Origin of the sequence: Xanthomonas sp. 1678 (assembly GCF_031455575.1) — a bacterium.
In the GTDB taxonomy this organism is placed as follows: domain Bacteria; phylum Pseudomonadota; class Gammaproteobacteria; order Xanthomonadales; family Xanthomonadaceae; genus Xanthomonas_A.
In genome coordinates, this window is record NZ_JAVDSZ010000005.1 from 252,241 (window position 1) to 265,776 (window position 13,536).

Here is a 13,536-nt window from a genome sequence, read left to right on the forward strand (position 1 = left end):
CCGAGTCCCGAGTCCCGAGTCCCGAGTCCCGAGTCCCGAGTCCCGAGTCCCGAGTCCGCCCTGTCAAGCCTTGTTCGCCCCGCCTCCCGCCGCTAACCTGACCGGGCATCGTCCTGGTTCCGCATGTCCACTTCCCGCTTCGCCCATCTGCACGTCCACACCGAATTCTCGCTGGCGGATTCCACCATCCGTGTGCCCGAGAAACCGGATCAGGCCGACCCGAAGAAAGCCAAGCAGGCCAACCTGCTCAGCCGCGCGGTCGAACTGGAGTTGCCCGCGCTCGCGGTCACCGACCTCAACAACCTGTTCGCGCTGGTCAAGTTCTACAAGGCCGCCGAAGGCGTGGGCATCAAGCCGATCGCCGGCGCCGACCTGCTGATCAGCGACGGCACCCAGGCGCCGTGGCGGCTCACCGTGCTGTGCCGCAACCGCGACGGCTACCTGAGCCTGTCGCGGCTGCTGACCCGCGCCTGGCTGGAGGGCCACCGCAACGAAGGCGGCGTGGCGCTGCGCCCGGAATGGCTGCAGACCGGTAGCGACAACCTGTTCGCGCTGGCCGGGCGCGACAGCCTGGCCGGACGCCTGGCCAGCGAAGGCCGCCACGACCTGGCCGAGCAGCAGCTGGCCGACTGGCAGCGCATCTTCGGCGACGGCCTGCACCTGGAACTGACCCGCACCGGCCGCGACGGCGAGGAAGCGTTCAACCAGTTCGCGCTGCATGCGGCCGGCATGCGCGGGCTGCCGGTGGTGGCCAGCAACGACGTGCGCTTCCTGTACGCCAGCGATTTCGCCGCGCACGAGGCGCGCGTGTGCATTTCCTCCGGCCGCGTGCTCGACGACCCCAAGCGCCCGCGCGACTACAGCGACCAGCAATACCTGAAGTCGTCCGAGGAAATGGCCGCGCTGTTCGCCGACATCCCCGACGCGATCGACAACACGCTGGCGCTGGCGCAGCGCTGCAACATCGAGATGCAGCTGGGCACCTACTTCCTGCCCGCCTATCCGGTGCCCGACAACGAGACGCTGGACAGCTGGATCCGCAGCCAGTCGCGCGAGGGCCTGGCCGCGCGCCTGGAGAAGAACCCGCTGGCGCCGGGCAAGACCCGCCAGGACTACGTCGACCGGCTCGAATTCGAACTGGACACGATCATCAAGATGGGCTTCCCCGGCTACTTCCTGATCGTGGCCGACTTCATCCAGTGGGGCAAGAACCAGGGCATCCCGATCGGCCCCGGCCGCGGCTCCGGCGCCGGCTCGCTGGTGGCCTGGGCGCTGCAGATCACCGATCTGGACCCGCTGCCGTACAACCTGCTGTTCGAGCGCTTCCTCAATCCCGAACGCGTGTCGATGCCCGACTTCGACATCGACTTCTGCATGGACCGCCGCGACGAGGTCATCGACTACGTCGCGCGCAAGTACGGGCGCGACCGGGTCAGCCAGATCATCACCTACGGCACCATGGCGGCCAAGGCGGTGGTGCGCGACTGCGGCCGCGTGCTCGGCTTCCCGTACGGCCTGGTTGACGGCGTCGCCAAGCTGATCCCCAACATCCTCGGCATCACGCTGAAGGACGCGATGGGCGAAGGCAAGGACAGCGAGATGGCCTCGCCGGAGCTGATCCAGCGCTACCAGAGCGAGGACGACGTCCGCGACCTGATGGATCTGGCGCGGCAGCTGGAGGACCTGACCCGCAACGCCGGCAAGCACGCCGGCGGCGTGGTGATCGCGCCGACGCCGCTGTCCGACTTCTGCCCGCTGTTCGCCGAACACGACGTCGACAACCTGGGCAAGAACCCGGTCACCCAGTTCGACAAGGACGACGTCGAGCAGGTCGGCCTGGTCAAGTTCGACTTCCTCGGCCTGCGCACGCTGACCATCATCGACTGGGCGGTGAAGGCGATCAACGTGCGGCATGCGCGCGCCGGCATCCCGCCGGTGGACATCACCGCGATCCCGCTCGACGACGCGCCCACCTACAAGGGCGTGTTCGCCTCGGGCAACACCGGCGCGGTGTTCCAGTTCGAATCCTCGGGCATGCGCCGGCTGCTGAAGGACGCCAAGCCCGATCGCTTCGAAGACCTGATCGCGCTGGTGTCGCTGTACCGTCCGGGCCCGATGGACCTGATCCCGGACTTCAACGCGCGCAAGCACGGCCAGCAGGAGATCATCTACCCCGATCCGCGCACCGAAGCGATCCTGAAAGACACCTACGGCATCATGGTGTACCAGGAGCAGGTGATGCAGATGGCGCAGATCGTCGGCGCCTACTCGCTGGGCGGCGCCGACCTGCTGCGCCGCGCGATGGGCAAGAAGGTGCCGGCGGAGATGGCCAAGCACCGCGAGATCTTCCGCGAGGGCGCGGCCAAGGGCGGCGTCGGCCAGGCCAAGGCCGACGAAATCTTCGACCTGATGGAGAAGTTCGCCGGCTACGGCTTCAACAAGTCGCACGCCGCCGCCTACGCGCTGGTCAGCTACCAGACCGCCTGGCTGAAACGGCACTACCCGGCCGAGTTCATGGCCGCGACCCTGTCCTCGGACATGGACAACACCGACAAGGTGGTCGGCTTCCTCGACGAGGTGCGCAACCTCGGCCTGACCGTGCTGCCGCCGCGGATCAACGCCTCGGCGTACATGTTCGCCGCGGCCACGCCGGACACCATCCAGTACGGCCTGGGCGCGATCAAGGGCGTGGGCCGCGGCGCCTGCGAGGCAATCGTGGCCGAGCGCGAGCGCGGCGGCGAATACGCCTCGCTGCTGGATTTCTGCACGCGCGTGGAATCGGCCAAGCTCAACAAGCGCACCCTGGAAGCGTTGATCAACGCCGGCGCGATGGACGGGCTGGGCAGCAACCGCGCCACGCTGATGCTGCAGCTGCCGGAAGTGATGAAGGCCACCGAGCAGATGGCGCGCGAGCGCGCCTCGGGCCAGAACTCGCTGTTCGGCGGCGCCGACACCAGCGCGCCGGCGCTGCGCCTGGAACTGCCGGAAAGCAAGGAATGGGCGCTGGGCCAATTGCTGACCGGCGAGCGCGAGACGCTGGGCTTCTATCTCAGCGGCCATCCGTTCGATCCGTACCGCGAGGAAGTGCGCGACCTGGTCGGCTGCGACCTGAGCGCGCTGGAGAAGATCTGTTCGCAATCCGGCGGCGGCCGCGGTGGCGGCGGTGGCGACGGCGAGAAACGCGCCTGGCGCCCGGAGATCAGCGCGATCCTGGCCGGCCAGGTGGTCGGCGTGCGCCGCAAGGGCGACAGCCAGGTGTTCGTGCAACTCGAGGACGGCCGCGGCCGGGTCGAGTGCAGCGCGTTCACCGATGCCATCGCCGAGTTCGGCCACCTGCTCACCCGCGACCGCATCCTGATCGTCAAGGGCGGCGTGCGCGAGGACGAATTCAATGGCGGCTATGCCATGCGCATCCGCCAGTGCTGGGACTACGAACAGATCTGCACCCACCACGCGCAACGCCTGTCGCTGCGCCTGGACCTGCGCCAGCGCAGCACCTGGCCGCGCATCGACGCACTGCTGGCGCGCCACCGCCCCGGCAAGACGCCGCTGCGCCTGGACCTGCTGCTGGCCTCGGAACAGGGCAGCGTGGCCGGCATGCTCGACCTCAACGGCAGCCACTCGGTGCGCGTGGATCCGCAGTTGCTGGACACCCTGCGCGCCGATCCCGGCGTGCGTGCGGTCAAGGTCAAGTACAACCCGCCCTGGGCGACGTGAGCCTGCCGCCCACTCCAGGGCAGCGCCTTCCTTCCGCATGCATCGAGTGCCTTCCATGACGCGTTTTTCGATCCTGTTGGCGTGCGCCGCGCTGCTCGGCGGTTGCGGTGAAGCGGCGCAGCGCTTCGTGGTCGACAACCCGACCGCGGCGCCGCTGCGGATCGTCGTCGACGACCAGGCCTACGACGTGGCCGCGGACAGTGCGACCACGCTCGAGCTGGCGCCGGGCGCACACCGGCTACGGACCGCAGCGCTGGGCGAAGTGCCCTTCATCGTCTATGCCGGCGGCCACGGCGGGCTGATCAACCCGACCCTGTCCGACTACGTGATCGGCCGGGAAATCTACGTCACCGACGCCTCCAAGCTGAAGAACTTCGGCACGGTGGAGTCCACGCTGACCCTGCAAGGAGTGAGCGTCAGTGGTCCGTTCGAGGCGCGACACGCGCTGTTCATCGGCAAGCAGTGGGACTACGGGCTGCGCGAGCCGTTTCCCGAGCGCACCGTGGCCTACGTCGCCGACCGCGGCGGCAACATCAAGACCAAGCTGTTCGGCGCCGCCGAGTTCATCGCCTACTACGAGGCCGGCAGCGGCCAACGGGGCTACTTCGCGCAACAGCGCGCGCCGGGCTGGCAGGCGCCGCGCCGCACGCTGGAACCCGCGTCCGCGGCGCTGCCGCCGCTGGCGCCCGCGTTCGAGGCGCATGCGGCGCCGCTGCGCCAGGTCTACGCGCGCTATCTGCGCGCGTCCGATCCGGCGCAGCAGCTGCAGCTGCAGAAGGACTACTTCCAGGCCATGATGCAGTTCACCGCAGCCACCGCCACGCTGGGCGCGGACCTGGGCGCCGAGGCGAACCAGGCGCGCAACGACTTCGTGCTGCAGCTCGGCCAGGCCTTCGGCAGCCCCGCGCTGGTCGCGGCCGCACCGGCGGCGGCTCCGCAGCGCTGATTGCCGGCGGCACCGCTCCGTTTCCCGCGCCGCGGCGACCGCACGGCCCCGTACGGGTTGGCCGCAGCCGTTCGGCTACACTTGCCGCTTTAGTTCACGACGGTTTCCAATGAATCCGAACTACCTCGACTTCGAGCAACCCATCGCCGATCTGGAAGCCAAGATCCAGGAACTGCGCAATGCCAGCACCGGCCCGGCGGTCAACGTCGACACCGAGGTGCGGGCGCTGCAGGACAAGCTGCGGGTGCGCACCGCGCAGATCTTCCGCGATCTGTCGTCGTGGCAGATCTCGCAGCTGGCGCGGCATCCGCAGCGGCCGTACACGCTGGACTACATCAACGTGTTCTGCGACGAATTCCAGGAGCTGGCCGGCGACCGCGCGTTCGCCGACGACAAGGCCATCGTCGGCGGCCTGGGCCGCATCGACGGGCGTCCGGTGGTCATCATCGGCCACCAGAAGGGCCGCGACACCAAGACCAAGGTCGCGCGCAACTTCGGCATGCCGCGTCCGGAGGGCTACCGCAAGGCGCTGCGGCTGATGAAGCTGGCCGAGCGCTTCAAGCTACCGCTGCTGACCTTCATCGACACCCCCGGCGCCTATCCCGGCATCGGCGCCGAAGAGCGCGGCCAGAGCGAGGCGATCGCGCGCAACCTGCTGGAGATGGCCGAGCTGAAGGTGCCGGTGATCTGCACCGTGATCGGCGAAGGCGGCTCCGGCGGCGCGCTGGCGATCGGCGTCGGCGACCGCACCCTGATGCTGGAATACGGCACCTATTCGGTGATCTCGCCGGAAGGCTGCGCCTCGATCCTGTGGAAGGACGCGGCCAAGGCCAAGGACGCCGCCGAGCAGCTGGGCCTGACCGCCAAGCGCCTGTCCGCGCTGGGCCTGGTCGACAAGGTCGTGCGCGAGCCGATCGGCGGCGCCCACCGCAATCCCACGCAGATGGCCAAGCGCCTGAAGGCGGTGCTGCTCAACGAACTGGACGCGCTGGAACAGCTGCCGGTCGAGCAGCTGCTGCAGAAGCGCTACGAGCGCCTGCGCGGCTACGGGGCGTACGAAGCAGCGTGATCGCCACGACAAGGAAGCGTCGTCCATGAGTCCCATCGTTCTGCTGTCGCTGGCCCTGCAGCTGGCCTGTTGCGTGCACGTGGTGCGCAGCGGCCGCCCGCTGTACTGGATCTTCATCCTGCTGATCTTTTCGTATCTGGGGATCCTGATCTACGTGATCGCCGAACTGCTGCCGGAATGGCGCAACGATCCGCGCGCGCGCCGCCACCTGCGCAAGGTCGGCGCCAAGCTCGACCCGAACCGCGACACGCGCACCGCCGGCAATCGGCTGGAACTTGCCGACACCGTGGACAACCGCCGGCAACTGGCCGAGGTGCACCTGGGCAACGGCGAATACGCGCAGGCGGCCGAGGTCTTCGAGAGCGGCTTGCGCGGCATCCACCGCGACGACCCGGGGCTGCTGCTGGGCCTGGCCAAGGCGCAGTTCGGCCTGGACCAACCGGCTGCGGTGAAAGCCACGCTGGACCGCCTGATCGCCGCCAACCCGCAGTTCCGCTCGCACGACGGCCACCTGCTGTACGCCCGCGCCACCGAGGCGCTGGGCGAGACCGACGCGGCCCTGGAAGAATACGCCGCGCTCGCCGACGACTACCCCGGCGAAGAAGCCCGCGTGCGCTACGCGCAACTGCTGCAACGCGCGGGCCAGCCGCAGCGCGCCGGCACCGTGTTCAACGAAGTGCTGAAGCGCTCGAGCCTGGCCCCACGCTACTACCAGCGCGACCAACGCCAGTGGATAGACCTGGCCCGCCGCGAACTCAAGCAACTCGACAGCGCCAGCACCTAGCGCACTGCGCCCTCAACGACGGGTGCGAAGCAACTCTGGGCAACCTTTGGTCATCAGCCCTGAAGTGACGCCGCACCCGCTCCAGTTGTCCGGGCACGCCCCCACCGGATCAGCCACCAGCCCTGCTCCGAGTCCCCGGTCCCGAGTCCCGAGTCCCGGCAACAGCTCAGAACGGCTTCGCCAACACCAGCCAGATCACCACCAGCAGCACCAGCACCGGCACCTCGTTGAACAGGCGCAGCACGCGCGAGGACGGCAGCGCCCGCGCCTGTTCCACGCCCTTGAGCCAGCGTCCGCTGAATACGAAATACACCAGCAGCAGCCCCACCAGCCCCAGCTTGGCGTGCAACCAGCCGCTGTGGCCGGGCGCGACCATGGTCGGGAAGTCGGGCAGCACCTTGTAGCCCAGCCACAGGGTCAGCCCCAACAGCAGCGCCAGGCCGAACATCATGTGGCCGAAGCGGTACAGGCGCCGCCCCATCAGCACCAGCCGCGCCTGCACCTGCGCCTGGCCCGCGCTCTCGGCGAGGTTGACCAGGATCCGCGGCAGGTAGAACACCGCCGCCATCCATGCGACCACGAACAGCAGGTGCAGGGACTTGATCCACAGATAGAGTTGCATGCGCTGGCTCCGGGTCGCTGGCGTAGGATGTCACGCCATTTTCGCCGATTCGCATCACGCCCGCACGGACCACGACCCCGCATGGACAAACAGTACGACGCCGACTATTTCCAGCGCTGGTATCGCCGCGACGATATCGGCGGCAGCGCGCGCCTGGCGCGCAAGGTCGCGCTCGCCGTGGCCCAGGCCGAGTACTACCTGGAACGGCCGATCCGCAGCGTGCTCGACATCGGCTGCGGCGAAGGCGCCTGGCGCGCGCCGCTGCTGAAGCTGCGGCCGAAGCTGAGCTACCTGGGCTTCGACAGCAGCGAGTACGCGGTCGCCCGCTACGGCCGCCATCGCAACCTGCGCCCGGCGCGCTTCGGCGACTTCGCCTGGCTGCGGCCGTGCGCGCCGGTGGACCTGCTGGTGTGTTCGGACGTGCTGCACTACGTGCCCAACCGCGAGTTGCGCCAGGGCCTGCCGGGCCTGGCCGAGTTGTGCGGCGGGGTCGCGTTCCTGGAAACCTTCGCCCAGGAGGACGCCTTCGACGGCGACCATGCCGGCTTCCAGCCGCGTCCGGCGCGCTGGTACCGGCGCCAGTTTGGTGCGCTGGGGCTGCGCCCGGTGGGCAGTCATTGCTGGCTCTCGCCTGCGCTGGCGGGCGATGCGGCGGCGCTGGAGACGATTGGTCTGGTGCCCCATTAAGGTGCAATCACACCCGATAGGATATGCTGCACGGCAGCATACGCTCAGGATGGAAACACCGGCATGCTCTACCAGTGGCACGAACTGACCCGCAACCTGCTCGCTCCCTGGGTCCACCAGGCCGCGGCCAACGCCAAGATCTTCTCCGACGCCAATAGCCTGTGGGCCACGCTCCCGGGCGCCGAGCGCCTGGCCGCCACCAATGAGCTGCTGCACCGGCTCGGCAAGGACTACGAGAAGCCGGCGTGGGCACTGGACCATGTCGAGGTCGACGGCCACCCGCTGCCGATCGTCGAGCAGGAAGTGCTGCGCAAGCCGTTCTGCCGCCTGCTGCGCTTCAAGCGTTTCAGCGACGACGCCAAGGTCGTGGCCGGGCTCAAGCAGCAGCCGGCCGTGCTGGTGGTGGCGCCGCTGTCCGGGCACCACGCCACGCTGTTGCGCGATACCGTGCGCACCCTGCTGCGCGACCATAAGGTCTACGTCACCGACTGGATCGACGCGCGCATGGTGCCGCAGAGCGACGGCGATTTCGGCCTGGACGACTACGTCAACTACGTGCAGGACTTCATCCGCCACATCGGCGCCGACAAGCTGCACGTGATCAGCGTGTGCCAGCCGACCGTGCCGGTACTGGCCGCGGTGTCGCTGATGGCCGGCCGCGGCGAAGCCACGCCGCGCTCGCTGGTGATGATGGGCGGGCCGATCGACGCGCGCCGCAGCCCGACCCAGGTCAACAACCTGGCCACGCGCAATCCGCTGTCCTGGTTCGAGCACAACGTCATCCACACCGTGCCGCAGGCGTATCCGGGCCACGGCCGCGCGGTGTACCCGGGCTTCCTGCAGCACACCGGGTTCCTGGCGATGAATCCCAGCCGGCACTTCATGTCGCACTGGGATTTCTACGCCAACCTGGTCAAGGGCGACCTGCAGGATGCCGAGGCGCACCGCCGCTTCTACGACGAATACAACGCGGTGCTGGACATGCCGGCGCGCTATTACCTGGACACGATCCGGGTGGTGTTCCAGGAGTTCCTGCTGCCGCGCGGCGAATGGGTGATCGGCGGCGAGCGCGTCGATCCGGCGGCGATCCGCGACACCGCGCTGCTCAGCATCGAAGGCGAGCTGGACGACATCTCCGGCCTGGGCCAGACCGCCGCCGCACAGGACCTGTGCACCGGCATCGCCGCGCACCGCCGCCAGCATCTGGAAGTGGAAGGCGCCGGCCACTACGGCATCTTCAGCGGCCGCCGCTGGCGCGACATCGTCTATCCGCAGGTGCGTGCGTTCATCGCCGCCAATGCGTCGGCCACCGTGCAGGCACCGAGCGGCAACGTCACCCCGCTCAAGCGCCGCGGCAGCCGCAAGGCCGGCTGAGCGGCATCCCGCTCGCGGCCGGCGTCCGCCGGCCGCAGCGTCATCACCATCACTGCGCCGCGCTGTGCACCAGCAGGTGCTTGGCCAGCAGGCCGTGCAGCTTGCCGACGCCGCGCGCCAGGTGCAGCGTGGCGAACAGCAGCACGATGCCCAGCGCACTGAACAGTGGCAGTAGCCACAGGCCGGGATCGGCGAAGCTGAAGTCGCCGAACGACAGGCCCACGTTGATCTGGTTGGGGAACAACAGGCCCAGCGGTGCCGCCGCCAGCGCCAGCGCGGTGCTCAGCAGGGTGACGAACACGGTGAAATAGACGATCCCCAGCGGCAGCATCAGCACGAAATACAGCATCGTGGTCCAGGTCCGCGCATCGGTGAACATCTGCCCGATGCGCCGCAGCCAGGGCTGTTCGCGCGCGCTGTACAGCGGCCGCCGCGGCATGCGCTCGCCCAGCAACACCTCGACGATGCGCCCTTCCACCAGCGACAGCAGCCGCACCGAACCGAAGAACAGCACCAGCAACGGCACGCCGATGATCAGCACCAGCATGCCTAGCGACACGCTGACCCCGGTGACTACCCAGGTGAAGTAGAAGATGCCGGTGACCAGCGACAGCAGCATGTAGAAGAACGCGCCGTAGGCACGCGGATCGGCGGCCACGCCGAAGAAGCGGCCCAGCAGCGACTTGCGCCTGGGCGGTGCCGGCGGCTTCAGCGCGCGGTTCACGGTGACCTCGGTGTCGCGGTAGATCGCCGCCACCTCCTCCGGCGCGCCATAACTGCCGGCGACCTCGGCGATGACCTCGGCCTCGCTCTTGCCGCCCTGCTCGGCCAGCTCGGCGCGCAGGTATTCCTCCGCGTCGTACAGCGCGTCCTGGACCAGCGCTGGATCGGCGCCGGCCAGCGCCGTGCGCAGTTGCGCCAGGTAGTCGGGAATGGTGGCCGGCAACGGCCGCGCCTGGAATTGTTCGCTGCTCATTCTGAAATCCCCTTCAGGACGGAATCGACGGAATCGCGGGTGGCGCGCCACGCGGCGGCCCAGTGCTGCAACGTGGCGCGGCCGGGTTCGGTGATGCGGTAGTAGCGCCGCGGCGGCCCGGCCACCGACGGTTCGACATGGCTGCACAACAGGCCGGCCGCCTCCAGGTTGCGCAGCACCGGGTACAGCGCGCTCTGCTTGCCGCTGAGCACGCCCTCGCCCACTTTCTCCAGGCGCTTGGCGATCAGGTAGCCGTACAAGGGCTCCGCGGCCTCGGCCAGCACCGCCAGCAGCGCCAGCGACACGGTGCCCGCGCTCAGCTCCTTCTGGAACTTTCTCAGCTGCGCATCCGGATCGACCATGACCACCTCCCACTAGGTTGGAATGCATACTAGTGTTGAGTTAGGTATAGCGAATGTGCCGCTAGTCATGGCCGCACAACGAAAGCCTGACGCATCGGCAACATTCCCCTGGCTATAGTCCCCGCCGCTCGCGCCGGCAGGCGCTCTCAAGGAGAATGCATGAGCTCGACGACGCCCCCCGCCCAGGCCACCGATCCGACCTTCGGCAGTGCCGCCGGCAACGTCAGCGCCGGTCCGCTGAAATGGAATCCGGCCGACGGCAGCGTCACCGCCGAACGCACCGAACGCCACGCGCTGGGACGTACCGGACCGTTGCAGCACGAACTCGTCTCCACCCGCAGCGTGGGCGCCAGCCGCCGCAGCGTCGACGGCAACACCGAGTTCGGCCTGGAGATGGAGTTCCGCCAGGGCCACCAGTTCAAGGGCGCCACCAGCGGCAGGAACGCGGCGAGCGCCGAAAATTCGACCCAGCTCGGCGAACGTGCGCGCTACAGCGTCAGCCTGCCCGGCGACGCCAGCGTCGAGACCGCGCGCGGGGTCAATCCGTTCGATCCGCTCACGCTCCCGGTCGGCGGCAGCGTCAAGCTCGACGGCCAGGCGTTCCTGCGTACCTCGCTGGAGGCCTCGTTCCGCGGCTTCGCCACCAGCAGCGAACGGACCGACGCGGCGGGCGTCAGCTACGCCGCGCAGCGCCTGGACGAGCACCGCGTGCGGGTGGCGACCGGCCCCACCGCGGCGATCGAACGGCTGGAGATGGTCGGGCTGAAGACGCCGTTGGCGCAGGCCATGTTCGGCCGCCAGGACGCGCTCGGCCAGGCCAGCATGCACACCGCCACCTTCGACCTGCGCGACCCGCAGGCGCAGGCCGCCTACCGCGACTTCCTCGGCAGCGGCCGGCTGCCGGCGCCGACCTCCGGGGTCAGCGACGTGCAGCGGATCGACACCCTAAACATGAGTTCGCAGACCCGCGCCAAACTCGGCCTGGGCGAATCGCTGAGCGTGGAGCTGGCCGGGCAGCGCAACAGCGGCGAGAACGTGCGCACCACCCACGCCGACGGCAGCAGCACCGTCAGCAGCCGCCTGCAGTACGCCGACAACGTGCCGCTCACCCTCACCCGCCAGTTCGATGCCGCCGGCAGCGAAGACGTCGAGGCGCGCCGCTACCAGCTCGGCTTCGGCAAGGTCGATGGCAACCAGGCGCAACTGCTCAACGCCGCGTTGTCCGGGAAAGACACCGCGGACGGCCCCATCGCCGCCGGCCAGGACCTGACCCTGAGCTTCTCCGAAGCGCAGATGGGCGCGTTGCGCGAGCAGTACGCAAGGGCGGCGCAGGCGCGCCCGTCCGAGCGCGACCAGGCCGGCGCCTACGCCACTGCCAGCAACCAAGACTTCGCGGTCGGCCTGGCGCGCAACATGGGCAATTCGCCGTACGGCCTGAGCCAACGCCTGTTCACCGTCGCCACCGACGCCGATGGCGAACTGAGCGGCGCGCTGACCCGCATCGACGCCGGGATCGGCGGGACCGAACCCGGTGCGGCGGCCGCCGCACCGGCCACGCGCGCGGCTACTTCGCCCGATCCGCGCGACCCGACCCACCCCGACTACGCGATGCAGTGCGCGATCGACGCCAGACTCAGGCCGGCCGATCCGCAACTGGCGACGCAACTGCTGCTGTCCGCCAAGCGCGAAGGCCTGAGCCAGGTCGACCACGTGCTGCGCAACGACGCCGGCCGCGTGTTTGCGGTGCAGGGCGACCCGATGGCCGCGGACAAGCGCACCGCCTACGTGGACGCGCAGGCCGCCGCGGCCATCCCGCTGCAGGACAGCGTGCGCCAGCTCGATGCCTTGCGCGCGACCGCGCCGCCTGCCGCCGCCACGCAGGACCTGGCGGAGGCCCAGCAACGCGCGCCATCGCGCTGAGCGTGCCGGCACGGCGGCGCGGCGGCGCGACGCCGCCATTGGCGCACCGCCGGCGCATGGGTAAGAATCGGCTACCGTCCTCCAGGCTGCCGTCATGCCCTTGCGCCCCACCCTGCTCGCCCTCGCGCTGCTGTCGTCCGCCACCGCCGCGCTGGCCGCCGCGCCTGCCGCGCCGTACCGCAGTCCGCAGCAGATCCTGGACGCGTCCAAGCCCGCCGACTGGCGCACGCTGGACCCGGCCAACACGCTGTACCTGGACCTGGACGCCGGCCGCGTGGTCATCGAGCTGGCGCCGGCATTCGCGCCGGAGCATGTCGACAACATCCGCACCCTGGCCCACGAGCACTTCTGGGACGGCCTGAGCGTCTACCGTTCGCAGGACAACTTCGTGGTGCAGTTCGGCGATCCCGACGGCGAGGAGGCGGGCAAGGCCAAGTCGCTGGGGTCGGCCAAGCGGCACCTGCCTGCCGAGTTCCAGCGCGACGCCAAGGGCCTGGCGTTCCAGGCGCTGCCCGACCGCGACGGCTGGGCGCCGCAAGTGGGCTTCGTCGAAGGCTTCCCCGCCGCGCGCGATCCCAAGGATGGCAAGGCCTGGCTGGCACACTGCTACGGCACCCTCGGCGCCGGCCGCAACAACGACGAGGACAGCAGCATCGGCGCCGAACTGTACGTGGTCACCGGGCAATCGCCGCGGCAGCTGGACCGCAACATCACCGTGGTCGGGCGCGTGGTCAAGGGCATGGAACTGCTCAGCGTGATCCCGCGCGGACCGGACCCGATGGGCTTCTACGCCAAGCCCGAACAGCGCACGCCGATCCGCGCGATCAAGCTCGCCAGCGACCTGCCCGAAGCCGAGCGCACGCCGCTGCAGTTGCTGCGCACCGACACCCAGACCTTCCGCGACGTGGCCGAAGCGCGGCGCAACCGCCGCGACGATTTCTACAAGCGCCCGGCCGGGCACATCGACCTGTGCAACGTACCGCTGCCGGTGCGCACGCCACCGCAGTAATGGTTACGTGCCATGAGAACTCCGCGAACAATTAGTCGACAAAGCAATCACTGCTTGCGAGCGCGCGTTG

Annotated in this window: 10 protein-coding genes and 1 pseudogene; 8 read left to right on the forward strand and 3 right to left on the reverse strand. The window is 69.2% G+C overall.

Annotated elements, in window-relative coordinates:
• Positions 1-123 precede the first annotated feature (123 nt).
• From dnaE to J2Y70_RS11850, 4 genes are all read left to right on the forward strand, one after another.
• Positions 124-3,717, forward strand: coding sequence for a DNA polymerase III subunit alpha (gene dnaE / locus J2Y70_RS11835; protein ID WP_263395057.1), 3,594 nt, complete (start codon positions 124-126; stop codon positions 3,715-3,717).
• A gap of 55 nt (positions 3,718-3,772) precedes the next feature.
• A complete protein-coding gene (locus J2Y70_RS11840; protein ID WP_309917531.1) occupies positions 3,773-4,663 on the forward strand; it encodes a hypothetical protein in 891 nt (296 codons plus the stop codon).
• 109 nt (positions 4,664-4,772) lie between these two features.
• Positions 4,773-5,732, forward strand: coding sequence for an acetyl-CoA carboxylase carboxyltransferase subunit alpha (locus J2Y70_RS11845; protein WP_263395059.1), 960 nt, complete (start codon positions 4,773-4,775; stop codon positions 5,730-5,732).
• A gap of 25 nt (positions 5,733-5,757) precedes the next feature.
• Complete coding sequence (locus J2Y70_RS11850) at positions 5,758-6,516, forward strand: tetratricopeptide repeat protein (protein WP_309917535.1); 759 nt, start codon at positions 5,758-5,760, stop codon at positions 6,514-6,516.
• Positions 6,517-6,682: 166 nt separating this feature from the next.
• On the opposite strand, the gene J2Y70_RS11855 is transcribed toward J2Y70_RS11850, so the two are convergent.
• Positions 6,683-7,138, reverse strand: coding sequence for a CopD family protein (locus tag J2Y70_RS11855; protein WP_309917538.1), 456 nt, complete (start codon positions 7,136-7,138; stop codon positions 6,683-6,685).
• A gap of 81 nt (positions 7,139-7,219) precedes the next feature.
• On the opposite strand from J2Y70_RS11855, the gene J2Y70_RS11860 reads away from it, so the two are divergent.
• Together J2Y70_RS11860 and J2Y70_RS11865 are read left to right on the forward strand one after the other, a co-directional pair.
• Positions 7,220-7,825, forward strand: a complete 606-nt coding sequence (locus J2Y70_RS11860) for a class I SAM-dependent methyltransferase (protein ID WP_263395063.1) — start codon at positions 7,220-7,222, stop codon at positions 7,823-7,825.
• Positions 7,826-7,888: 63 nt separating this feature from the next.
• Positions 7,889-9,118: pseudogene (locus J2Y70_RS11865) on the forward strand (polyhydroxyalkanoate depolymerase); the annotation flags it as partial.
• Positions 9,119-9,248: 130 nt separating this feature from the next.
• Here the strand turns inward: J2Y70_RS11865 and J2Y70_RS11870 are convergent.
• Complete coding sequence (locus J2Y70_RS11870; RefSeq protein WP_263395065.1) at positions 9,249-10,175, reverse strand: sensor domain-containing protein; 927 nt, start codon at positions 10,173-10,175, stop codon at positions 9,249-9,251.
• A complete protein-coding gene (locus tag J2Y70_RS11875; protein WP_263395066.1) occupies positions 10,172-10,537 on the reverse strand; it encodes a PadR family transcriptional regulator in 366 nt (121 codons plus the stop codon). The genes J2Y70_RS11870 and J2Y70_RS11875 overlap by 4 nt, the downstream gene beginning before the upstream one ends.
• Positions 10,538-10,696: 159 nt before the next feature.
• On the opposite strand from J2Y70_RS11875, the gene J2Y70_RS11880 reads away from it, so the two are divergent.
• Both J2Y70_RS11880 and J2Y70_RS11885 read left to right on the forward strand, forming a co-directional pair.
• The gene (locus J2Y70_RS11880; RefSeq protein ID WP_309917547.1) at positions 10,697-12,457 is read left to right on the forward strand and encodes an XVIPCD domain-containing protein; all 1,761 of its coding nucleotides are present in this window, start codon (positions 10,697-10,699) and stop codon (positions 12,455-12,457) included.
• Between the two features lie 94 nt (positions 12,458-12,551).
• On the forward strand, positions 12,552-13,466 hold the full coding sequence (locus tag J2Y70_RS11885) for a peptidylprolyl isomerase (protein WP_309917550.1): 915 nt from the start codon (positions 12,552-12,554) through the stop codon (positions 13,464-13,466).
• The last annotated feature ends 70 nt before the right edge of the window (positions 13,467-13,536 follow it).